The 23,076-nt window shown below is 64.1% G+C and carries 21 protein-coding genes; 15 read left to right on the top strand and 6 right to left on the bottom strand.

Annotated features, from left to right (window positions below):
• Positions 1-130: 130 nt before the first annotated feature.
• The 6 genes from fliL to ACMDCM_RS08690 all read left to right on the top strand — a co-directional run bounded on the left by fliL (position 131) and on the right by ACMDCM_RS08690 (position 8,448).
• Positions 131-631, top strand: coding sequence for a flagellar basal body-associated protein FliL (fliL, locus tag ACMDCM_RS08715; RefSeq protein WP_412773195.1), 501 nt, complete (start codon positions 131-133; stop codon positions 629-631).
• A gap of 21 nt (positions 632-652) precedes the next feature.
• Positions 653-1,858, top strand: coding sequence for a flagellar motor switch protein FliM (gene fliM, locus ACMDCM_RS08710; protein WP_412773194.1), 1,206 nt, complete (start codon positions 653-655; stop codon positions 1,856-1,858).
• Positions 1,855-2,289, top strand: coding sequence for a DUF6468 domain-containing protein (locus ACMDCM_RS08705; RefSeq protein ID WP_412773193.1), 435 nt, complete (start codon positions 1,855-1,857; stop codon positions 2,287-2,289). The genes fliM and ACMDCM_RS08705 overlap by 4 nt, the downstream gene beginning before the upstream one ends.
• Positions 2,286-3,098, top strand: a complete 813-nt coding sequence (locus ACMDCM_RS08700; RefSeq protein ID WP_412773192.1) for a MotE family protein — start codon at positions 2,286-2,288, stop codon at positions 3,096-3,098. The genes ACMDCM_RS08705 and ACMDCM_RS08700 overlap by 4 nt, the downstream gene beginning before the upstream one ends.
• Positions 3,099-3,430: 332 nt before the next feature.
• Positions 3,431-7,255, top strand: a complete 3,825-nt coding sequence (locus ACMDCM_RS08695; RefSeq protein ID WP_412773191.1) for a tetratricopeptide repeat protein — start codon at positions 3,431-3,433, stop codon at positions 7,253-7,255.
• A 250-nt stretch (positions 7,256-7,505) separates the two neighbouring features.
• A protein-coding gene (locus ACMDCM_RS08690) for an IS630 family transposase (protein WP_412772097.1) occupies positions 7,506-8,448 on the top strand; the annotation gives its coding sequence in 2 pieces (ribosomal slippage) (positions 7,506-7,841 and positions 7,843-8,448; 942 coding nt in all).
• A 113-nt stretch (positions 8,449-8,561) separates the two neighbouring features.
• On the opposite strand, the gene fliP is transcribed toward ACMDCM_RS08690, so the two are convergent.
• The gene (fliP, locus tag ACMDCM_RS08685) at positions 8,562-9,317 is read right to left on the bottom strand and encodes a flagellar type III secretion system pore protein FliP (RefSeq protein WP_412773190.1); all 756 of its coding nucleotides are present in this window, start codon (positions 9,315-9,317) and stop codon (positions 8,562-8,564) included.
• The gene (locus ACMDCM_RS08680) at positions 9,314-10,249 is read right to left on the bottom strand and encodes a flagellar biosynthetic protein FliO (RefSeq protein ID WP_412773189.1); all 936 of its coding nucleotides are present in this window, start codon (positions 10,247-10,249) and stop codon (positions 9,314-9,316) included. Before ACMDCM_RS08680 ends, fliP begins: the two co-directional genes overlap by 4 nt.
• A 368-nt stretch (positions 10,250-10,617) precedes the next feature.
• On the opposite strand from ACMDCM_RS08680, the gene flgB reads away from it, so the two are divergent.
• The 7 genes from flgB (at position 10,618) to cckA (ending at position 16,803) form a co-directional block, all read left to right on the top strand.
• A complete protein-coding gene (gene flgB / locus ACMDCM_RS08675) occupies positions 10,618-11,025 on the top strand; it encodes a flagellar basal body rod protein FlgB (RefSeq protein WP_412773188.1) in 408 nt (135 codons plus the stop codon).
• Between the two features lie 29 nt (positions 11,026-11,054).
• Positions 11,055-11,480: a flagellar basal body rod protein FlgC gene (gene flgC / locus ACMDCM_RS08670; protein ID WP_412773187.1), complete on the top strand. Its 426-nt coding sequence runs from the start codon at positions 11,055-11,057 to the stop codon at positions 11,478-11,480.
• Between the two features lie 14 nt (positions 11,481-11,494).
• On the top strand, positions 11,495-11,806 hold the full coding sequence (gene fliE / locus ACMDCM_RS08665; RefSeq protein ID WP_412773186.1) for a flagellar hook-basal body complex protein FliE: 312 nt from the start codon (positions 11,495-11,497) through the stop codon (positions 11,804-11,806).
• A gap of 152 nt (positions 11,807-11,958) precedes the next feature.
• Positions 11,959-12,222 carry a flagellar biosynthesis protein FliQ gene (gene fliQ, locus ACMDCM_RS08660; RefSeq protein WP_412773185.1) on the top strand — a complete coding sequence of 88 codons (264 nt, stop codon included), beginning with the start codon at positions 11,959-11,961 and terminating at the stop codon, positions 12,220-12,222.
• A 16-nt stretch (positions 12,223-12,238) separates the two neighbouring features.
• Positions 12,239-13,009: a flagellar biosynthetic protein FliR gene (gene fliR, locus ACMDCM_RS08655; RefSeq protein ID WP_412773183.1), complete on the top strand. Its 771-nt coding sequence runs from the start codon at positions 12,239-12,241 to the stop codon at positions 13,007-13,009.
• Between the two features lie 13 nt (positions 13,010-13,022).
• Positions 13,023-14,102: a flagellar biosynthesis protein FlhB gene (flhB, locus tag ACMDCM_RS08650; protein ID WP_412773182.1), complete on the top strand. Its 1,080-nt coding sequence runs from the start codon at positions 13,023-13,025 to the stop codon at positions 14,100-14,102.
• Between the two features lie 145 nt (positions 14,103-14,247).
• Positions 14,248-16,803 (top strand): cell cycle histidine kinase CckA, encoded by a 2,556-nt coding sequence (gene cckA / locus ACMDCM_RS08645; protein WP_412773181.1) that lies wholly within the window; start codon positions 14,248-14,250, stop codon positions 16,801-16,803.
• 185 nt (positions 16,804-16,988) lie between these two features.
• Here the strand turns inward: cckA and ACMDCM_RS08640 are convergent, their stop codons facing one another.
• Complete coding sequence (locus tag ACMDCM_RS08640; protein ID WP_412773180.1) at positions 16,989-17,939, bottom strand: DUF2336 domain-containing protein; 951 nt, start codon at positions 17,937-17,939, stop codon at positions 16,989-16,991.
• A 137-nt stretch (positions 17,940-18,076) separates the two neighbouring features.
• Here ACMDCM_RS08640 and ACMDCM_RS08635 point away from each other — a divergent pair, with 137 nt between their 5' ends.
• Together ACMDCM_RS08635 and ACMDCM_RS08630 are read left to right on the top strand one after the other, a co-directional pair.
• Positions 18,077-18,280: a hypothetical protein gene (locus ACMDCM_RS08635; RefSeq protein WP_412773179.1), complete on the top strand. Its 204-nt coding sequence runs from the start codon at positions 18,077-18,079 to the stop codon at positions 18,278-18,280.
• A 128-nt stretch (positions 18,281-18,408) separates the two neighbouring features.
• On the top strand, positions 18,409-19,179 hold the full coding sequence (locus ACMDCM_RS08630; RefSeq protein ID WP_412773178.1) for a hypothetical protein: 771 nt from the start codon (positions 18,409-18,411) through the stop codon (positions 19,177-19,179).
• A gap of 60 nt (positions 19,180-19,239) precedes the next feature.
• Here ACMDCM_RS08630 and ACMDCM_RS08625 read toward each other — a convergent pair whose 3' ends face one another.
• The 3 genes from ACMDCM_RS08625 to ACMDCM_RS08615 form a co-directional block, all read right to left on the bottom strand.
• Positions 19,240-19,818: a DUF1254 domain-containing protein gene (locus ACMDCM_RS08625; protein ID WP_412773177.1), complete on the bottom strand. Its 579-nt coding sequence runs from the start codon at positions 19,816-19,818 to the stop codon at positions 19,240-19,242.
• Positions 19,815-20,393 carry a DUF1214 domain-containing protein gene (locus ACMDCM_RS08620; RefSeq protein ID WP_412773176.1) on the bottom strand — a complete coding sequence of 193 codons (579 nt, stop codon included), beginning with the start codon at positions 20,391-20,393 and terminating at the stop codon, positions 19,815-19,817. The genes ACMDCM_RS08625 and ACMDCM_RS08620 overlap by 4 nt, the downstream gene beginning before the upstream one ends.
• A gap of 250 nt (positions 20,394-20,643) precedes the next feature.
• A complete protein-coding gene (locus tag ACMDCM_RS08615; protein ID WP_412773175.1) occupies positions 20,644-22,929 on the bottom strand; it encodes a transglycosylase domain-containing protein in 2,286 nt (761 codons plus the stop codon).
• Positions 22,930-23,076 lie beyond the last annotated feature (147 nt).

Raw genomic sequence — 23,076 nt, 5'->3', positions numbered from 1 at the left:
AAAGAATCCATTAACCATTGCGAACCTAGTGTTAACGCCTGTGGGGCCTGCCATGCGCCGGGGCATCTGCTTCGCGTCGTTAGCCTGCCCGGCGGCATCGGACTAACTTCCTCTCACGGGCGAACTGACGATGGCAGAGAAAGATCAGGCCGAGAAAGCGGCCGCCGAAGGCGATACGCCACCACCCGCTTCCGGGAAGAAGAAATTGATTCTGATCGTCGCGGCGGTCGCGGTGCTCTGCCTGGCCGGCGGCGCCGGCGCCTGGTTCTTCCTCTTTCACGGTCATGGCGACGAACAGCACGCGGAAGCGCCGCCGCCGAAGCCGCCGGCCTTCGTCGACGTCCCCGATATGCTCGTCAACCTGGTCGGGGCGCCGGGCGAGCGCGTGCAATATCTCAAGGTAAAGGTCGTTCTCGAGGTCAAGGACGAGTCGCAGGTCGAGAAGATCAAGCCCGCGCTGCCGCGGGTCACGGATCTCTTTCAGACGTATATGAGGGAGCTGCGTCCGAGCGATCTCAACGGTTCAGCCGGACTGTTTCGCTTGAAGGAAGAACTGACCAAGCGGGTCAACACGGCAATCTCGCCCGGTCATGTCAATGCGGTGCTGTTCAAGGAAGTCGTCATCCAGTGATGAGAGGACGGGGCCGGGGTCATGGCGGGCGATAACGATCAGTTGGACCAGGATGCAATCGCAGCCCAGTGGGAAGCCTCGCTCGGTTCGGAGGATCCTGAGGAGGCCGAGAAGGCCGCTGCCGCCAATGAACTCACGGAAGCGATGGCGGAACAGTGGGCCGCCATGGTCGAGGATGGAGGCCGCAATTTCGGCAACGGCAAGAACGGCGGCGAACGGGTTCTTTCGCAGGAGGAAATCGACAGTCTGCTCGGCTTCAGCGTCGGCGAGGTCAACGTCGACGACAGTTCCGGCATCCGGGCGATCATCGACTCGGCGATGGTCTCATATGAGCGCCTGCCGATGCTGGAGATCGTGTTCGACCGCCTGGTGCGGCTGATGACGACGTCCTTGCGCAATTTCACCTCCGACAATGTCGAGGTCTCGCTCGACCGTATCACCTCGGTCCGCTTCGGCGACTACATGAACTCGATTCCCTTGCCGGCGGTGCTCAGCGTGTTCAAGGCCGAGGAGTGGGAGAACTTCGGGCTGGCGATGGTCGATTCCAGCCTGATCTACTCCATGATCGACGTGCTGCTCGGCGGCCGTCGCGGCCAGACTTCGCTGCGGATCGAAGGCCGGCCCTATACGACGATCGAAACCAATCTGGTGAAGCGGCTGGTCGAGGTCGTTCTGGCCGACGCCGAACAGGCGTTCCGGCCGCTGTCGCCGGTGTCATTCACGATCGACCGGCTCGAAACCAATCCGCGTTTCGCGGCGATCACCCGTCCGGCCAACGCCGCGATCCTGGTCCGCCTGCGCATCGATATGGAAGATCGCGGCGGCTACATCGAACTGCTGCTTCCCTACGCCACCATCGAACCGATCCGCAACGTGCTGTTGCAGATGTTCATGGGCGAAAAGTTCGGCCGTGATCCGATCTGGGAAAGCCATTTCGCCACCGAGATCGCGCAGGCGCAGGTCGCGGTGGACGCGGTGCTGTACGAGGCCGAAATCCCGCTCAAGCAGCTCATGACGCTGAAGGTCGGCGACACGCTGCCGCTGGACCTGCGTCCCGATGCGTCGGTGGCGGTGCGGTGCGGCAGCGTCACGCTGACCGAAGGCCGCATGGGACGCGTCGGCGACCGCGTCGCCATTCGCGTATCGAGACATTTGCGCAAACCGAACACGACCTTCGCCATGTTCGAGAGAGCGGACGAACAGACCAAGATGATGGAGGCCCAATGAACCACTCTTTCGGACTAGCGATCGAGAGCCTTGTCGCGGTTCTCCTCATCCTGACAATCGGTTACTGCATGCTGCTGAACAAGCGGCTGAAGCGGCTGAGGGCGGACGAGCAGTCGCTGAAGGCGACTATCGCGGAATTGATCACGGCGACGGAAATCGCCGAGCGCGCCATCGGCGGGCTCAAGCACACGGTGCGCGACGTCAACGAAAATCTCGGCAACCAGATCGTCTCCGCGACCGAATTGTCGCGGCAGCTTTCGAAACAACTGATGGAGGGCGACGCGCTTATGCGGCGGCTGTCCAGGATCGCTCAGGCGGCGCGTCCGGCGACGCCCCCGGAACCGGAGGCCGCAACACCTGATGCCCGCTCGATCGCGGCTGCGGCGCGGGCATTTTCCGAACGCAGAAGGGCCAGCGGCCTCGCGGCATGAACGCTTTCAGGGACATCCGGGTCATTCCCGTCGTTGTGGTCGCGGTGTTCGGCCTCGCGGTGCTTAAGGTCGCGGGGCTTGTGATCGACGGCGGCTACGTTTTCGATGATCAGCCGAATTCGACCCGGCGGTCATGGGCACAGGACAACCTGAACTTTCCGGGCGCAACGCCCTATGCCGGCGACGTCACCGGATCGGTCGATGCGAAGAAGAAGGACGACGCTGGCGAGGACGGTGCTGCCGGAAAGGATGAGCCGAAGAAAGAGGACTCCAAGCCGGCGCTCGGAGCGCCCGAATTGGCGAAAGCGGACGCTGTCACCATTCCCGAACCCGGGCAAACGGTGTCGCCTTCCGAACGAGCGATCCTCGAGCGGCTTCAGAGCCGGCGCCAGGAACTCGACGCACGCGCTCGGGAAATCGACATTCGCGAGAGTCTCTTGAAGTCCGCCGAAAAGCGCATCGAGGGCCGCGTCGAGGAGATGAAGGGCATCGAGTCGCGGATCGCAACCGCGACAGAGCAGAAGAACGAGGCTGAAGCGGCCCGCTTCAAGGGTCTCGTGACGATGTACGAGAACATGAAGCCGAAGGACGCGGCCAAGGTGTTCGACCGGCTGGAAATGCCGGTGCTGTTCGAGATCGCCTCGAAGATCGCGCCGCGCAAGATGTCGGACATTCTCGGCCAGATGTCGCCCGAGGCGGCCGAACGGTTGACAGTCGAACTGGCGCGTCAGGCCAGCGGCAACGCCACCACCGCGGCCGCCGATCTTCCGAAGATCGAGGGCAGGCCGACGCCTCAGAACCACAATTAGAGTGGTTCACGTTTTTGGTGGAAACGTATTATCGAGCGCAGTGAACTCCCTCTACGTCCAAATTTGGGTTTACCCGAATTTGGACCCGCATGATCCTGCGGTGAGGAAAACCAGCTCTCCGATCTCATCAGGCCGTTATCCATTTCGCTTGTTTAACAAGTCCTTAATTCCACAATTCTAGAGTCCGGTCTGATCGGCGTTCAGTCGCCGGTTACGAGCTTTGGGTCGAGAGACGGTCTGGAATGGCGCGGACGACTGCCGTTGGATGTTGGTCGCTAGAGTCTGTTTCAACGACGTTGAACCAGACTCCAGCCTTATCCTTTTGATTGAGCATGACCTTATCCGAAAATCGGTTTTCCACTTTTCGGGATCATGCTCCGGCACGTGCTTGCGCGCGTCGGCTTTGGCGCATCCGCGTTCCGGCGTTTGCAACGTTTTTTTTGCTGATCGTCATCGTTTTTCCCGATGCAAGCCGCGCGCAGGCCGTCCGGGGCGAGGCGAGCCTTGTGGCGGCGAACGGTTTTGCCCGTCTCGTGCTCAAGCTCGACGACGACGTCGATTCCGAAGTGACGATGGCGGGCACCATCCTGGTGATCCGTTTCAAGCGGCCGGTCGATATTCCCGTCGACAAGCTGTCAGACGCGGCGCCGGACTATGTCGGATCGGCGCGCAGCGACCCCGACGGCTCGGCCATTCGTCTGGCGCTGGCGCGCAAGGTAACCGTCAATACGATGATGGCGGGCGAGCGCGTGTTCATCGATCTGATGCCCGATAGCTGGAAGGGGCCGCCGCCGGGTCTGCCGCAGGAGGTGGTTCGCGAACTGGCGGAACGCGCGCGCGCCGCCGAGCGTGCCTTGCGCGAGCAGCGCACGCTGGAAGCGGCGAAGAAGCGTCCGCCGGTTCGCGTGCGCGTCTCGGTGCAGCCGACCTTCGTGCGCTACGTTTTCGAGCTGCCGGATGGCGCTGGCGTGTCTTCCTCCCTCAACGATCAGAAGCTCGTCCTGCTGTTCAAGCCGGCGCTGACTTTCGATCTGGCGGATGCGAAACTGGTTGCGCCCGCCGACGTCGCCTCGATCGCGCAGAAGGTCGAGGGCGACGGCTCGCGCATCGACATGAAACTGATCGGCGATGTCGACGTGCATTCGTTTCGCGAGGAGAAGAATTACATCGTCGATATCGGTTTTCACCAGGCCGGCAAACCGACTCTGCCGGTGCCGCTCGCATTGTCCGATGCGCTGCCGGCTGGAGCGGGGAAGCCGGCCGCTGCCGCGCCTGGAAAGGCTGCCGGGATTCCACGGCCGACCTCGGAGACGATTGCCGAGCAGGCCGGACTGACGGTCAAGCCCGCGGCATCCGACGTCAAATTGCCTGACGGCAAATCGGCGCCGGTTGCGAAAACGCCTGAACCTCCGCCAGCCATTACCGCGCCCGTCGCGTCCGATCAGCGTGCCCCCGAAAAGCCCGCGTCCGAAAAGCCGGCCGTCGTCGAAACGCCGCCCGCGCCGACGCCCGAGACGGCTGTTTCGAAGGCTGCTGTTTCGAAGGCTGCCGCTTCGAAGGCTGCGGCTCCGGAGGCGATGCCGGCGAAGCCCGCGCAGATCGAGAAGAGTTCCGCCAAACAGGACTCGGGAAAAGTTGCACCACCGGCGGCCACGCCGGCCTCATCGGTGACCGGCATCGCCAATGATGGCGTCACGCTTCACGCGGTCCGGCGAAGCGACGGCCTGCGCGTGACGTTTGATTTCGGCTCCCCGACGCCGGCCGCGTTGTTTCGCCGTGCCGATACGGTGTGGTTGGTGTTCGACTCGGAAAAGCCGATCGACGTCGGCGCGATCCGCAAAGAGGGCGGGTCGCTCATCACCGACATCGACCGCCGCCCCGTGGATAACGGGCAGGCGATCCGCATCCGCCTGTCACGTCCGCAACTGGCCTCGCTCTCGGCCGGCGATCCCGCCGGTTCTGCCCCCGTCGCACCGGGCCGGCGCTGGATGGTGACGCTCGCCGACGCCGTGCAGACCCCGTCACGGGCGCTCACCTTGCAGCGCAATGTCGTCGATCGCCTTCATGCGAGCGTCACCGTGCCGCTCGCGGGCGCCGGCAGACTGCACCGGATCGTCGATCCCGATTCGGGCGACGCCCTCCTGGTCGTCACCGCGCTTCCGCCGGCGCAAGGTTTCGTCAGGCATCAGGAATTTGTGGAATTTTCGCTACGCGAGTCGACCCATGGCGTGGTGATCGAGCCGAAGGCCGACGATCTTGCCGTCGGAATCGCGCCCGACAAGGTCACGGTGACCCGTCCCGGCGGTCTCACTTTGTCCGCGGCCAACGCCGGTCCCGAGCGGGCAACGACCGCGGCGCGGCCGATCTTCGATGTCGGAGAGTGGCGGAAGGACAGCGAGGCAAATTTCTTCCAGCGGCTCGATGAACTGGTCGACGCGGCGTCGAGGGCGGGTAACGACGAGGCGCGGACCGCGGCGAGGATCGATCTCGCGCGATTCTACATGGCGCGCGGCTTCTATTACGAAGCCAAGGCCGTTCTCGACCTCGCGCTGTCCGAACAGGATCCTGGACAGGAAGATCCGGTTCTGCTGATCGTCCACTCGGTCGCGAGTTCATTGACCAACTATACGGCGGCGGCGATGCGGGATCTCGCCAATCCGGCGATCGGAGCCAATTACGATTCCCAGCTTTGGAAGGCTCTTGCGCTCGCGCGGCAGCACAAGTGGGCGGAGGCGCGGGAAAAATTCAAGAACGCTCAGTTCGCCATCTCCGCATTGCCGATCGATTTGCAACGCCTGATCGTCGCCGATGCGATGCGGGCCTCGCTCGAGGTCGGGGATTATTCCGGCGTCGCAGCGCGCAGCAGCGATCTCGAGGTCCTCGGCGTTCCCGACGAGATGAAGCCCGAGGTCACGGTCATGCGCGGAAGGTTGTCGGAAGCGCTCGGGCGCGACAAGGATGCGCTTGCCCAATACGAGGAGGCGATGGCCTCGCCGGATCGCGAAGCCGCGACCGAGGCGCAGATCCACGACATCGCGTTGCGACAGAAGCGCAACGAGATCAAGCCGGAGGAGGCGCTGCGCGATCTCGAAACGCTCTCGGTGATGTGGCGCGGCGACGGGCTGGAAGTGCAAACGCTGAAGATGCTGATGGCGCTCTACACCGACGCCGGCCGCTACACCGAAGCGCTGGCGGTCGCAAGAACCGCCACCAAGCTGGAGCCGGACTCCCCCGTGTCGCGCCAGATGCAGGACGACGCTTCGGCGCTGTTCGCCCAGCTCTTCCTCACCTCCAAGGGCGACAATCTTCCGCCGGTCGATGCACTCGCGATGTTCTACGACTATCGCGATCTGACGCCGATCGGCCGTCGCGGCGACGAAATGATCCGCCGGCTCGCCGACCGCCTTGTCGCGGTCGACCTCCTCGACCAGGCGGCCGATCTCCTGCAATATCAGGTCGATCATCGGCTGGAAGGTGCGGCGCGCGCGCAGGTCGCCGCTCGGCTCGCGATGGTCTATTTGATGAACCGCAAGCCGGACCGTGCGATCGCCGCGCTTCGCACCACGCGGATCGCGGACCTTGCCGGCGAATTGCGCCAACAGCGGTTGCTGCTCGAGGCGCGCGCCGAAAGCGACATCGGCCGCCGCGATCTCGCTCTCGACATCATCTCCAATCTCACCGGGCGCGAGGCGATCCGCCTGCGGTCGGATATCTACTGGGCGTCAAGGCGCTGGCGCGAAGCGTCCGAACAGATCGAGCTTTATTACGGCGATCGCTGGCGCGATTTCACGCCTCTCACCTCGAATGAGAAGGGCGACATCATCCGCGCCGTGATCGGCTACGCGCTCGCCGAGGACGCGCTAGGGCTTGCACGGTTCCGCGAAAAATACGCGCCGCTGATGAGCGGCGCCGCCGACAAGCTCGCATTCGATACCGCGAGCAAGCCTGCGCCCGGCAATAGCGCCGAGTTCGAGCAGATCGCCAAGATGGCGGCGAAGGTCGATACGCTCGACGGCTTCCTGCGCGAAATGACGTCGCGCTTTCCCGATATGAGGGCGAGAGCGCCATCGCCGGCTGGTGCGGCGAAGGCGGATTCCTCCTCCACGGGCACGCTGCCGCGGATCGTCGGGCTGAAGCAGGTCGAGGCATCGCGCTGACGGGACGCGGCGGCCAGTCTGGAGCCTTTCCGATTCTGATGGGTTCAGACGTACTTCAGAATCACAAGGGCCCAAACTCGGGCAACCCCGAGTCTGGATGGGAGAGGGCGAGTCCGCTGTGTCCGGGGATGCGTTTCCCTCTAAAGATGAATCACTCTAGACCGGTTCCTGTTTAGGCGGAATCGGATTTTGGTTTTCAAATCAGGGGTCTTCTGATTCAAGATTCTTGCTGGATTGGAGGCCAGCAAGGATGGGACGACCACTTTCTGGCGATCTTCGACGGCGGGTTGTGGCAGCGGTCTCGAAAGGTGAGAGCTGCCGCTCGGTTGCCTCACGGTTCGGGGTTGCGATTTCCTCGGTCGTGAAGTGGTCTCAACGCTATCGTGCGACCGGGTCCGTTGCGCCGGGCCAGATGGGCGGCCATCGCAAGGCGGTGCTGGAAGCGCATCGCGCCTTTATCGCGGCCCGGATCCGCCAGACGCCTCATGTGACGCTGCACCAGCTCAGGGACGAATTGGCCGCGCGCGGCATCAAGGTCGGGCATAATACGATCTGGCTGTTCCTGCGGCGCGAGGGATTACGGTTCAAAAAAAACACTGTTCGCCCTTGAGCAGGGCCGGCCCGACGTCCTGCGCAGACGTCGACGCTGGCGATCATGGCAAGCGGGCCTCGATCCTCGCCGGCTGGTCTTCATCGACGAGACCTGGATCAAGACCAACATGGCGCCGCTGCGCGGATGGGCTCCAAAGGGCGAGCGCCTGCGGGCCTTCGCACCGCACGGTCACTGGCGCACACTGACCTTCCTCGGCGCGCTGCGCTGGAATCGCCTCACGGCCCCTTGCGTCTTCGACGGGCCAATCAACGGCGAGTGCTTCCGCGCCTATGTCGCCCAGCAACTCGTGCCGGTTCTCAAATCCGGCGACATCGTCATCATGGACAATCTCGGCAGCCACAAATCCGCAGAACTGCGCCGCATGATCAACGCCGCAGGAGCCAGGCTCTGGTATCTGCCGCCTTATTCTCCCGATCTCAATCCAATCGAGCAGACCTTCGCAAAGATCAAGCATTGGATGCGCATCGCGCAAAGGCGAACCATCGACAATGTCTGCCGCACCCTCGGCGAACTCGTCCAAGCCATCCAGCCAGCAGAATGCCAAAACTACTTCATCAACGCAGGATACGCTTCTACCTAAATAGGAAATGCTCTAGAGTCTGTTTCAACTGCGTTGAACCAGACTCGTCGCTCATCTTTTTGTTTGAGCATGATCTTTTCCGAAAACCGGTTTCCACTTTTCGGGATCATGCTCTAACTCCCGTAGCTCTGCACCAGGCTGCCCGCCACCAGCGACCAGCCATCCACCAGCACGAAGAAGATCAGCTTGAACGGCAGCGACACCACGACTGGCGGCAGCATCATCATGCCCATCGACATCAGGACCGACGCCACCACGAGATCGATGATGAGGAACGGCAGGAACAGCAGGAATCCGATCTCGAAGGCGCGCTTCAGTTCCGAGATCATGAAGGCCGGCATCAGGATGCGTAGCGACAGGTCCGCGGGCGTCGCCGGCGGAGGCTCGCCGGACAGGTCGATAAACAGCTTGAGGTCTTTCTCGCGCACGTTCTTCTGCATGAAGCCGCGCAGCGGAACGGACGCGCGCTGCAGCGCCTCCTCGACGGTGATCTGGTTGGCGATCAGCGGCTTGATGCCGTCGTCGTAGGATTTCTGCAGCGTCGGTCCCATCACGAAGGCGGTGAGGAACATCGCGAGCGCGATGATGACGGAATTGGGCGGCGCGGTCGCGGTGCCGAGCGCGGTACGCAGCAGCGACAGCACCACCACGATGCGCGTGAACGACGTCATCATGATCAGGATCGACGGTGCGATCGACAGCACCGTAAGCAGCGCGATCAACTGGATCGCGCGCTCGGTTACGCCGCCGTTGCCGGCGCCGCCCAGGTTGATGCTGATGTCCTGCGCGCTCGCCGGATCTGCCAGCGATCCGGCGGCTATCAGGACGAGAAGGAATAGAACTCTACGCGGATAGGTCGCCGATTTCACGAAGGCGACTTCGGGCGTCCGAGCAGGGACGCCATCTCGTCTTCAATGTGCTCGAAGCCGGTTTTCGGGCTCGACGGTGCAGCGGGCTGCGCCGCCGATGGTTCGCCGCGCGGGGCGGGGGCGGCCGGCGTTTCTCCGCTTCGCGGACGGGGCGGTGGTTCGGGGGCGACCGGCGGCGCGGCTGCTGCCGGCCTGCCGTTGCCGGTCGGACGCCGAAGTGCGGCCTCCAGCCGTTGCGCCATTTCGGCGAGATTATGGTCCGCACTGGAGATGGAGGGCGGCTGCACGGCCGGCGCTGGCGCGGGCGGCGGCGATGCCGGGCGCTCGGCCGTACGCGGAATTTCCGCCGGACGTGCGGGCGGCCGCGGCGGCATCGCGGGCTCGTTTCGCGCCGGACGGGCGCCGCGAATATCGGTCCGGCTCATGGGTTCGGGCGTGAACCCGGCCAGGGGATCGCTGTGGCGCTCGGCGGCGGCCGGACGGCGCGCGGCATCGGGGAAGGGAGGACGGAGCGGTCGTTGCGGTTCCTGTATCTGAGGTTCGGGATGATCGAGCGAATCACGCGCCCCGTCGGACTCCGACCAGCCGGTTTCGGCCAGCGGCGGCAGTCGCGGCAGGGACGGCTCGTTGCCCGGTGACGGACGTTGCGGCACCTGATCGCGTCCCGGCATGGCTCGGACGATGTTCGGCTCCACGACGATGTCGGACGGTCCGCCGATCATCAAGAGGTGCTCGACATTGTCGCGGCGAACCAGGACCAGCCGCCGGCGTCCGTCGATGGCGGCGGCGTCGATTACCGCCAGACGGGGCATTCGTCCGCGGTTGCCATTGGGGCCGAGACGGTTTCCACCGAATCGCCGCACCAGCCAGGCGGTCCCGGCGATCAGCGCCAGGACCACAATGAACGCGACGACGAACATGACTATCTGCATGCTGTGTTCCTGACAGAAAGCGCCTTCTCGGCCTCGGATCGTCGAATGCCTGTCGGCACCCTCCCGTGACGACCGAGCCTTGGCCCAATCTGTTACCCCTCGGCAAAAGAGCCGCCGACAGCCTTAATAACCTATGAATCGACCAGACCAAAACAACTTCTGAGCGTCAAAGGTTCCGGTTAACAAGGGTGGTTAACGCAGTATCCGGACAAATGCCTCGTCCGGGACTGAGCGTCCGGTGCCGGATCTGGCGGGCGGCCGGTGGGAATCATCCCCGCTCGCGTTCTTAACCGGCCGTTAACCATAAGGGCGGCAAATTCTGCCTACCTCGGTGGCGCGTCGCCCCGAGGCCGGAGCGGAGGCTCGCTGTGCCCATCAACGATATTTCTGCGCTGGCGGCCCTGCGCACCCGAATGCAGTGGCATCAGGAGCGCCAGCGCGTTCTTGCCGAAAACATCGCCAACTCCGACACGCCGAACTTCAAGCCGCGCGATCTCGTCGAACCGAAGTTCGACGCACAGGGTGGCAATGCCTCGAGCGGCGCGACGCTGGTGATGATGCGCACCACCTCGGGGCAGGATATTGCGGGCTCGGGGCCGGCCTCGCACTTCGACCAGAATCGCCATGCCGGCTTTCAGACCCGTCCCGCAGGCAACGCGGTCAACCTCGAGGACCAGATGCTCAAGGTATCGGCCAACCAGATGGACTATGCCGCCGTAACCTCGCTCTACAGCCGAAGCCTGCACCTGCTGAAAATGGCTGTCGGCAAGGCCTGACGCAACGCTGAACGGAAGGAGACCACATCATGGCAGATAATGGCGCCGACTTCATGCGATCGATGAGCATCGCGACATCCGGTCTGCGCGCGCAGGCCGGGCGGATGCGGGTGATCTCGGAAAACATCGCCAATGCCGACTCCACCGCGCAAGTGCCGGGTGGCGATCCCTACCGGCGCAAGGTGCCGACCTTTTCGTCGGCTCTCGATCGCGCGCTCGATGCGAAAGTGGTGACGCTCGGTCGGGTAAAGCCCGACATGTCGGCGTTTCGCGTCAAGTACGAGCCGAGCAATCCGGCCGCCGATGCCAACGGCAACGTCAAATATCCCAACGTCAATTCGCTGGTCGAAATGACCGACATGCGCGACGCGCAGCGGTCCTACGAGGCGAACCTCAACATCATCAGCGCGACGCGCCGGATGCTCCAGCGCACGCTCGATATCCTCAAGTCCTGATCGGAGATCTGACCATGGCATCACCCACAGTTGCGGCAAACGCCTATGCGAGCCTTGCCAGGATGATGGATTCCGGCGCCGCCGCCGGCAAGACCTCGGACGGCGATGGCCCCTCGTTCAGTTCGGTGCTCAAGGATGCGCTCGGCAGCGTGATGGAAGCCGGGCGGAAGTCCGACGCGCAGACCGTGGCGATGGCGTCGGGCAAGGCCAATGTCATGGATGTGGTGACGGCCGTGGCTGACACCGACGTCGCGGTGTCGACGCTGGTGTCGGTGCGCGACCGCGTGATCCAGTCCTACGAGGACATCATGAAGATGCCGATCTGATCGTATGGGTATGGCTTCGGTTCAAGTCGTCATTCCGGGGCGCGCGCAGCGCGAACCCGGAATCCATGGCCAGGCGGGGAGAATGGATTCCGGGTCCGCGCGTAAAGAACGCGCGTCCCGGAATGACGGAGGAAAGTACATGGGAGACTGCAATGACCGGCGCTGAAACACTGGACGTCGCGCGCGAGGCGATCTGGACCATCGTTCTTGTCTCCGGGCCGCTGCTCGGCGTCGGCCTGATCGTCGGCGTCGTGATTTCGCTGGTGCAGGCGTTGACCCAGATCCAGGAGCAGACCTTGGTCTTCGTGCCGAAGATTCTGGCGATCTTCGTGACGCTGGTGTTGGCGCTGCCGTTCATGGCCGATGCGCTGCACAGCGAAATGATGCGGATTTCGTCGCGAATCATCGGCGGCTGATGCACAGTATCGAGGCATGCGCATCGATGTCTCGCTTCTGCCCGCCCTTGGCGCCGCCTTCATGCTGGCATTCGCCCGCATCGGCGCGATGGTGATGCTGCTGCCGGGGTTCGGCGAGACCTTCATCCCGGTGAGGATCAAGCTCGCCATCGCCTTGCTTCTGACGCTTATCATCCTGCCGCTGCATCGCGATGCCTATCACGTCGATATGCAGTCGATCACGCCGCTGGCGGTCTTGATGGTGCATGAGATCATCATCGGCGTGGTGCTGGGCGCCACGGCGCGCGTCACTCTTGCGGCCTTGCAGGTGGCAGGCTCGATCATCGCGCAGCAACTCGGACTTGGATTCGTCACATCGATCGATCCGACACAGGGCCAGCAGGCGGCGCTGATGGGCAACTTCCTGACTATTTTGGGAATTACGCTGCTGTTTGCGACCGACACGCACTACCTGGTCATCGCCGCGCTGAACGAAAGCTACAGGATTTTCTCGCCTGGCGAACTGATGCCGAGCGGCGACGTGGCGGCGCTGGCGACGCGCGCCTTCGCCGCCGCTTTCAAGATCGGCCTGCAACTGTCGGCGCCGTTTCTGGTATTCGGGCTGGTCTTCAATATCGGGCTTGGCGTGCTGGCGCGGCTGATGCCGCAGATGCAGGTCTATTTCATCGGCGTGCCGCTCTCGATCCTCATCGGCTTCATAATTCTCGCCGCCGTGCTGGTGTCCATGATGGGAACCTACATGGACTATTTTATCGGCGTGATGCGCGATCTGACGTTGTCGAACTAAGGGTATAGCGACGATGGCCGACGAGAGCGACGATACCGAGAAGACAGAAGACCCGACGCAAAAACGCCTCGACGATGCGCTCGAGCGCGGCGATGTCGCCAAGAGCCAGGAGGTCAACACCTGGTTCGTGATCGCCGGTGCGACGCTGGTGCTGGCGACATTTGCAGGTTCGGTCGGCGGCGGATTCGAGATGCCGCTGCGCAATCTGATCGCCAATTCCTGGCAGATCCGAGCCGACGGTCCCGGTTTGCTGGCGCTGGCCAGGCAGATCGAATACGTCGTCGCCGCTGCGCTCGGCCTGCCGCTGCTGATGCTGATGCTGGCAGCCGTTGCCGGAAACGTCGTCCAGCACCGGTTCGTCTGGTCGGGGGAAACGCTCAAGCCGAAGCTCAGCAAGATTTCGGTGGTGTCCGGCGCCAAGCGGATTTTCGGCAAGCAGGCCGCCGCAAACTTCGCCAAGGGACTTTTCAAGGTGCTGGCGCTCGGCGCGGTCATGACGGCGGTGCTCTGGCCGGAACGCTGGCGGCTCGACGCGATGGTCCAGCTCGATCCGAACGCGATCCTCGCCACCACCAAAACCCTGACGCTGCAATTGCTCGGCGCGGTGGTCGCGATGCTCGCGGTGGTCGCGATCGCAGACTACCTGTTTCAGTACCGGCAGTGGTTCGAACGGCAGAAGATGTCGCTGCGGGAGATGAAGGAAGAATTCAAGCAGTCGGAAGGCGATCCGCACATCAAGGCCCGGATCAGGCAGTTGCGGGCCGCGCGCATGAAGAAGCGCATGATGGCGGCGGTGCCCAAGGCTTCGGTCATCATCACCAATCCGACGCACTATTCGGTCGCCTTGTCCTACGAGCGCGGTATGTCGGCGCCGGTTTGCGTGGCCAAGGGCGCGGACAACATCGCGCTCAAGATCAGGGAAATCGCCCGCGAAAACGACATTCCGATCGTCGAAAACGTGCCGCTCGCCCGCGCGCTGTATGCCACCGTCGATGTCGACGACGAGATCCCCGTCGAGCACTATCACGCGGTCGCCGAAATCATCGGCTACGTCATGGGCCTGAAACGCGGTCTTTCGGGACGCCGCCTCTGACCGGCCGACGGTATCGGGAAGAGTATCCGGGTGGGAAAATGGCGGGATCAGCCCATGAGGTGCTTGCGCTGCCGGGCCCGATTCAGGCACTCAGGGCCCGGCGCACGCGCATTCCGCGCCCGCTGCGACAGGCCCGCCGGATTCCATGACGTCCGATCCCGACATCGATTCGCCGCAGGTCGCGCAGGAGCCGGGACGGCGGAGCGGCAGCATCCTGCTGGTGCTGCTGGTCGCGGGCGCGATCGTCGCGGCTGCGGTGGCGTTCATGACGCTCGGGCGCGCCAATGCCCAGCCTTATATCCTGGCGCTGCTGGCCTTGCTGGCCATGGTCGGCCTGTTCACGCTGTTCGCGTTCGCGGCCGGGATCGTCCGCTTCGCCGACCGCACCGCCGACGATCCGCTGATGCGCCCGATCGCCGATCATGCGTTCGACGGCATCGCCGTTACCGGTTCCGGCGGGCACATCGTTTATGCCAACTCCGCCTATCTCACGCTGACGGGCGCCACCTCGATGCAGGATGTGCGGCCGGTGGAGCGCGTCTTCATCGGCAACCCCGACGTCTCCGAGGCGGTGTTCCGGCTGCTGAAGGCCGCGCGCGAAGGCAAGCGCCAGCAGGAAGAGGTGCGCGTTGCCGCCGCAGACGGCGAGCACGGCCGCTGGCTGCGGCTGCGGGTTCGCCCGCTCGGCCAGGCGAAGCGGCACTCCCGATACGCCGTGTGGTCGATCGCCGATATCACCCGCGACCGCGAACGGCAGGAAGACGTATTCCAGGAATTGCGCCATGCGATCGAATATCTCGATCATGCGCCGTGCGGCTTCTTCTCCGTCGACCGGTCCGGCGATCTCGCCTATGTCAACGCGACGCTCGCCAACTGGCTGGATCACGATCTCGCCGAGGTCGGCTCGGGCGGCTTGAAGCTCACCGACATCGTCTCCGGCGACGGTGCGGCTTTGCTGACCTCGATCGCCGCCGCTCCGGGCGAGGTCCGGACCGAGGTGTTCGATATCGACCTGCGGATGCGCAACGGCAAGACCATGCCGGCCCGCCTCTATCACAAGCTGGCATTCGGCGCTGACGGCGTGCCCGGCCCCTCGCGGACGCTGGTGATCAGCCGCGCCCGCGACGAGCGCGTCGATCCGCAGCGCGCCGCCGAGGTGCGCTTCATGCGCTTCTTCGATCACACGCCGATGGCGATCGCGACCGTCGACAGGTCCGGCGTCGTCCATCGCGCCAACGCGCGGTTCGCGAAACTCGCGCAAACTCTCAGCTCCGATGGCGCGGCGGCCAAATCGATTCTCGCCGCGGTCAACGAACGCGATCGCGGCCAGTTGAGCGCGGCCATCCAGGCCGCGGCGGAAGGGCAGGGAGACATTCCGCCGGTCGAGGTGATGCTGGTCGGCGCCCGCGAGCGCTGGGGCCAGTTTTTCGTCACCGCGGTGGAGGACGACGATCGTGATACCGAGGCCGCGATCGTCTATATGCTGGAGACGACCGAGCGTCGCACGCTGGAAAACCAGATCAATCAGTCGCAGAAGATGGAATCGGTCGGCCAGCTCGCCGGCGGCATCGCGCACGATTTCAACAACGTGCTGTCCGCGATCATGATGGCCAACGACTTCCTGCTGAACGCGCACAAGCCCACCGATCCGTCGTTCCAGGACATCATGCAGATCAAGCAGAACGCCAACCGCGCCGCCGCGCTGGTGCGGCAGTTGCTGGCGTTCTCGCGGCGGCAGACCTTGCAGCCGAAGGTACTCGATCTCGGCGACACCCTGAGCGACATCGGCATGCTGCTCAAGCGCTTGATCGGAGAGAAAGTCACGTTCCCGGGTGTCGTGCACGGGCGCGACCTGTGGCCTGTCAAGGCCGACGTCTCGCAGTTCGAGCAGGTGATCGTCAATCTGGTCGTCAATGCGCGCGACGCCATGCCGAACGGCGGCAAGCTTGCGATCCGCACCGCCAACGTCGCGGCGGCGGAGGTCGCGACGTTCGGCTACAAGGGGATACCGGCCGCGGACTACGTGCTGGTCGAGGTCAGCGACACCGGCACTGGCATTCCGCCCGACATCGTCGATAAAATTTTCGAACCGTTCTTCTCCACCAAGGAGGTGGGCAAGGGCACCGGGCTCGGGCTGTCGACGGTGTACGGGATCGTCAAGCAGACCGGCGGCTTCATCTACGTCGATTCCAGACCGGGGGAGGGGACTGCCTTCCGCATCTTTCTGCCCCGATATCACCCGGAGACGGATGACAGGCCCGAAGCCGCGACCGGCGGATCTTCGAGGGACTCGTCCGCGGCAGCCAAGCCTGCGTCGGGCGACCTGACGGGGCATGGCACCATCCTGCTGGTCGAGGACGAAGACGGCCTTCGTTCGCTGAACGCGCGCGGTCTGCGCTCGCGCGGTTACAGCGTGATCGAAGCCTCCAACGGCATCGAGGCTCTGGAAGCATTCGACGGGCAAAGCGGCGCCGTCGATCTCGTCGTCTCGGACGTGGTGATGCCGGAGATGGACGGCCCCGCGCTATTGCGCGAGATGCGCAAGCGCAATCCCGATCTCAAGATCATCTTCGTCTCGGGCTATGCTGAAGAAGCGTTCGACAAGAGCCTGCCGGAAAACGAGCAGTTCGCTTTTCTTGCGAAGCCCTTCGCGCTCAGTGCCCTGGTCGCCAAGGTCAAGGAGACGATGGCGCTGTCTTGAGGCGCCGTTTTTCAGTGCGGGTTTCGAATACGCAGAACCAACTCGAAGTTCCGCGTCATGCGCGGGCATAGCCGTTCGAAGAACGGCGTCGCTTCCGCTCGCCATGCCCGCGCATCCATCTTTTTCGGAGATGATGGATTGCCGGGTCAGGCCCGGCAACCGGTGCCACTTCGCTTGAAAACGCTCTAACTGCCGGACGAGTCGCGCCCGGTCCCGCGCGTGATGACCGCCGCGTCTGGCTGGGCAACGCCGGGATGCCCGTGCGCCGACGCCGTCCGGCCGCGACGGCGCTCGTCGTCATAAAGCGCAGGACGATATTTGGCCCGTGCCTCCGTCAGCGTCGCCCCGCGCCAGGCCGCCAGCATGATCCTGGCCGAGCGCTCGTTCAACAGGTCGTAGAGCCGTGACAGCCGGTACACCGCGATGACGGACGTGCCGATTGCGGGATCGAGAAACAGCAGCACCTGCTGAAAGATTTTTGAGGACATGCCGACGGCTTTGACGGCGCAGGCGAGCGGCTCGCCGCCCGGGTCTTTCACTACCCGTTCGGCGATGCGGGCGGGAAGGATCAGCGTCTCGCCCAGTTCGGCCGTGAAGTTGTCGATGTCGGCCGCGAACGCGGCCATGTGAAGGGTTTCGATCGCGCGGGCGGCCCTGGACGGATGGACACGCGGCGATGGCCGCAGCGGCGCTGTCGCGAGATCGTGCAGGATCAAGGCGCGATCCCTGGCGTTTGCGGCGAAGAACATCCTGCTGATTTCAGCGGCCTCCCTGGACTCCATCGACATTGCGATCGTGCGGGGCTTCGTTTCTGCGGCCGGCGGTGCGGGCTTCGTAGCGCTGGGAGTGCGGGGTTGGGCGCAGGCATGAAGCCTCAGCCGACTCATGATCGCTGCCGGCGTCCGCGGATAGATCGACAAGCGGGCGCGTACCGCAGCGCGGGTGGCGTCGTCGACCTGATCGATCAGGCGCGAGGTGAGTTCGACGAAGTGTTGCTCTTCTTCGGTGGAGTGCGTGTTTGTCTGCACGTAAAGGTCGGTCAACACCCGCAGCAGGGTCGGTCGGATATCCACACCGTCCCGGCGGGACAGCGTCAACAACCCGTCGAAGCCGGGAAACATCTGAGGTGCGGTCATGTCGGCGTACGCTTGCGGAGAACTCTTCGCCTCAATCTAGCGTGCCCGCTTTAACGCGCGGTTAACCATGCCCGGTTCTAAATCCCGGCGCAGCGCTGCCGAAACCGGGCCGGCGCTGGGGCGAGGAGGCACTGGGCATGGGCATCGTTATTACATTTCCGGCGGATGCGGCTTCGCGGCCCGGATCGACGATGGACCGCTTTTCGGACAGCCGGACGGGAACTGTCGTGATCCTGCCAGTCATTCGTATCGACCGCGAGGCTGGCGAAACCGGTGGCGGGAGCGGGCCGGAGGAGGGCACGGCTCCCGGTCGTCGCCGCCGCCGTCGCGCCCGATCCTGATTTTCGGATACGGATCGATGCCGGAGAATCCGCTGGAGCGTTTTCGAGCGAAGTGGAAACCGGTTCGCGCTAAGAAAACGCGTCGAATAGAAAAGCTGGAGCCCGGCTTTGATTCCATCAAGGCCAGGATGGCTCCAACGACGTCAGCAGGTCGAGGGCCTTCGCGCCTCGTGTCGCTCGTTTCCGTGATTGTTCTTGGCGCAACGCTTGCCGCATGCAGCGGCGGCGATTTCGGCCGTACCCGCCAGGATGTCCGCAACGACGACATGCACCGCTGGATGGGCGCGGAGGCGACCGGCAGCATCGGCCGGCAGCCGTCGCACTTCCAATTGACCGACAACGAGAGGATGCTGCGCGATCTCGCCTATCCCCTGATCGAGCCGCCGCATTCGCGTCCCGCCTGGAAGAGCGTGTTCGGCGACTACAAGCCTTTCGCCCCGCCATGGCGCCAGAAGCCCGCGTTCGATCGCTCAGCCTATGGCCGCCAGCTCATCGACGAGCCGCACCGCTCGGATGCCTCCCGCTATGCGCAACTGATCGACGACGTGCGCGACGACATCACGCGCTTCGATCCATTTTTCAATACCGCGCGGCAGGTGTTCGATCTCGACAGCAAGCGCAACGCCAGCCTGAGGCTCGTTTCCGACCTGTCGGCGCGCGAGCGGACCGACGCTGTCGCGCGCATGGCGGAGAACGCCCTGATCGTGCAGTGGGTGCAGCAGTGCCTCGAACAGCGGATCGCGTCCTATCGCTGGGCGCTCGAGCATCTGGTGATTCAGGCGCCGGACACCATGGCGGCCGATGCCGATCGTCTGATCGGCCAGCTCGCGGCGCTGACCGCCAATCCCCCGGTTATCGCAGCGCCCGTGATCGGCCGCGCCTTGCGCACGCGGGGATAGATCGCTCCCGGCGTCATGCCCTGGCATAGCCGTTCGAAAAACGGCGTCGCTTTCGCTCACCTACCGCTCCGCTTCGGGCTTCACCACGGGCGGTTCGGTCTGCAGCCGGCACTTTGCGGCGGCGAGCGAGGCTTTCGCCTGCTCCATCATGCCCGGCTCGGGCGCCAAGGCCTTCAGAACGATCAGCCCCGTCGTCGACGGGGAATCGATGATGAGCCGATCCGCCGCCGTGACGTCTTCTTCCTCGGGCAGCGCCGCGTGCTGCGCCTCGGTCATCAGATTGAGCTCGATCACCTTGCGTCCGGCGGAACGGTCGTTGATGGCGTAATAGGCGACATCGCTATGGGTGTAGAACGACACCGACGTGTAGGCCTGGCTCACCGGCGCCGTCAGCTTGATCGATCCGTCCGACAGGTCGTAGCGGCAGACGGCGACGGCAAAGGCCGGATCCATGAACGGCATCAGCGAGTGGCCCGGATCAGGGGGCGGTAGTGGCGTCACCGCATTCGGAGTGGTTATCGCCGCCAGCCGTGAATAGGCGTCCTGCGAGGCGATCTGCGGCAGCACCAGCACGCTGACGAGATGCACGACCCCGCCAAGCAGGACGCCGCCGACGATCGCAAACAGCACGCGGATCACGAGCACCCTCCGGTCGCGATCGAGGGCATCGGCGCGTCGCGCTGGGTTCGCGTCCCAACTCCGACAGGGGTGTCGTAAAGCCGAAGCATCAGCACATAACGCTCGATGCCGCCGGTCGGCAGCCAGTTGCCCGCGCGTGCGCGAGATGCCACCCGCACCGCGAACGAACCATCGGAGTTCCTTACGATCTCCTCGCTGGTGAAGCCATAGCGTTGCAGCGAGTTCGCCACCAGATAACCTTTCCGGTCGTACAGCGTCAGCGTCCAGAACCGCGCCGCCGGCGTGACGCCGCTGACGACGACGTCGCAACGGCCATCGAGGGGCCGCTTGTTGTCATCGGTGGTCGCGAGGAACGCGATGCCGTCGCCGGTTCCGATCGGCAGTTCGCCACTGCGCGCAATCGTTGCGCGTGAATAGGGGTCGATGTCGGAGGTCCCGGTCCTTGGCCTCGCGGTCCATGCGCCGATGGTCAGCGTGCCGAAATCGGTGCCTCGCGTCGTGGTGACCCAGGTCGCTCCGAGGCCGACCACGATGGCGAGAATAAGCGCCAACAGGATGTGGAAGATCAGCCGCACTGCGCTAGACGCTATGACTGTGAGATGGAACGGGAGGACTGTCCCCCTTCACCTCTCCCCATCGGGGAGAGGTTGGCGCGATAAGCACGATCGCGCGCGTCTTCGACACGCCATGGTGCAGGGCGAGGGGGACAATGCAACAATGAGACCGTGCCCACTCACTCCAGCCCGCCAAGAGCGAGCTTCGCTCGTCTCGACTCCATGGGAGAGGGTAAGTTCTTCGTTGTTGGGCAAGCGTTTCTGTCAAAATTTAATTCCTGGGCGGCGCCGGCGTCGCCCGGTTGCCGGACGTTGCAGCAGCGAAACTTTCGGAGAAAGCCGCGCCGTCCGAAACGGGGTGGGGTGCTTCGGTAGGAGCCGGATGGACGGATTCGGCGGCCGAGGTTTTTCCCATCGTCTTGCCCGCTTCGTCCAGCATCTTTTCCACCCGTACCAGGATCTCCGCGCCGCGCTTGGTCAGGATGGGTGGCGGAGCGGGATTGGCATCGTCCTCGCCGGCGGCGGTTTTGGCATCGGCGGTGGCGGCTGGTTTTGCCGGTGCCGAGACGCCGGGAATATCCTTGATTTCGACGCCGCGATGCGCCGCGGTCATGATGTCGTGCCAGGTTTGGGCAGGCAGCGCGCCGCCGGTCAGGCGGTTGGTCGGTGAATAGTCGTCGTTGCCGTACCAGACTCCGCACACGAAGTTACCAGTGTAGCCGACGAACCAGGCATCGCGATAAGCGTTTGTGGTGCCGGTCTTGCCCGCGGCGGGAATGCCGTCGAGGATGGCGCGGCGTGCGGTGCCTTCGCTGACCACGTGGCTCATCATCATCGCCATGTCGGCGGCGACCGAAGGCGGAATGATCTGGCGTGGTTTGGGGCCGTCGCGGTCGTAGCGCCAGACCAGATCGCCGGCGCCGGTGCGGACCTCCAGGATCGCGTGCGGGGTGACGGCCTTACCCTTGTTCGGGAACGCGGCGTAGGCGACGGCGTGTTCGAGCAAATTGACCGCGTCGGCGCCGATCGGCAGCGAGGGCGTATCGGGCAGCGGCGTGACGATGCCGAACTTGCGCGCCATCTGGATGATCTTGGCGCGGCCGGCCTTGGCGGGATTCTTCTCGCCCTTGCCGAGCGCGATGGAAAGCTTCACCGGCACGACGTTGATCGAGCGCGTCAGCGCCTGAGTGAGGGTCACCGTGCCGGAATAGGAGTGGCCGTAGTTCTGCGGGCACCAGTTGCCGATGCAGACGGGGCCGTCGACGATCGTGGATGTCGGCTTGAAGCCGTTGAGCAGCGCGGTGGTGTAGACATACGGCTTGAACGACGATCCGGGTTGACGCATGGCGTCGGTCGCGCGGTTGAATTGGCTTGCGCCGTAATCTCGGCCGCCGACCATCGCGCGCACGCCGCCGTCGAGATCGGCGACCACCGTTGCGGCCTGGGTCGCGTGATAGTCGCGGCCGAACTGGCGCAACTGGTTCTCGATCGCCTCTTCCGCCGCGTGCTGCACATTCATGTCGATGGCGGTGCGCACCACGAACACGCGCTCGGTATAAGAGCGGGGAAACGTATCGACCAGCTTGCGCATCTCGTCGAATGCCCAGTCGAGATAATAGTTCGGCGCGTTCTCGTCGCGGCGATCAACGACGGTGGCGGGATTGCGCCGCGCGCCGAACACCTGACCCTCGGTCATGAAACCCGCATCGACCATGTTGTCGAGCACCTGGTTGGCGCGGGCGCGGGCGGCGGGCAGGTTGATGTGCGGCGCGTATTTGGTCGGCGCCTTGAACAGACCGGCGAGCATCGCGGCTTCGGCAAGGTTGATATCGCGCACCGACTTGTTGAAGTAGAAATGCGCCGCGCCGTCGACGCCGAATGTCCCGCCGCCCATGTAGGCGCGGTCGAGATACAGCTTCAGGATTTCGTTCTTGGTCAGGCGCGTCTCGAGCCAGATCGCCAGAAACGCCTCGTTGATCTTGCGCCCGATAGTACGTTCGTTTGAGAGGAACAGGTTCTTCGCGAGCTGCTGGGTGATCGAGGAGCCGCCTTGCCGCACGCCGCCGGCTTGCGCGTTGGTCACCAGCGCGCGGAAAGTGCCGCTGATATCGATGCCGAAGTGATCATAGAAGCGGCGGTCTTCGGTCGCGAGCGTCGCCTTGATCAGGTTGTCGGGGAATTCCTCGAGGGGAATCGAATCGTTGTGCTTGATGCCGCGGCTGCCGATCGGATTGCCGTAACGATCGAGGAACGTCACGGCGAGATCAGATTTCTTCAGCCAGTCCTCATCCGCGGTTTCGCGGAACGCCGGCTGCGCGAGCGACAGCAGGACGACGAGGCCGCCGAGGCCGAGCGTTGCGGCTTCCGACAACGGTTCGATGAAGACCCAGCGTTTCCAGCGGCCGACATAAAAGCGGTCCATGTAGGTGGAGAAGCGCTCGTAAAGTTCGCGCGCGCCGACGGCCGAGGAGAACAGCGTCGAATCGATGCGCGCATCGAAGTCCAGCAGGAAGTGCCGGATTCGCTTTTTCCAATCTTGCGGCAGGATGTTGCGCACCGGGGCCCGACCAATCTGCAAATTGACAGCAGCGTCCGTCCGGCGCCGCCGACACGTCATGCGAGAGCGTTGCGGCAAACCAAAGGCACGCGGAATCGACGCTGCAAGCGGCGTCGGTCGCCTCGGGAAGCCGGGTTCCTTCTATCC

This window comes from Nitrobacter sp. (assembly GCF_047149785.1).
GTDB lineage: Bacteria > Pseudomonadota > Alphaproteobacteria > Rhizobiales > Xanthobacteraceae > Nitrobacter.
Note: the sequence above shows the minus strand (reverse complement) of the source record. Positions and strands in the feature narration are given on the sequence as shown.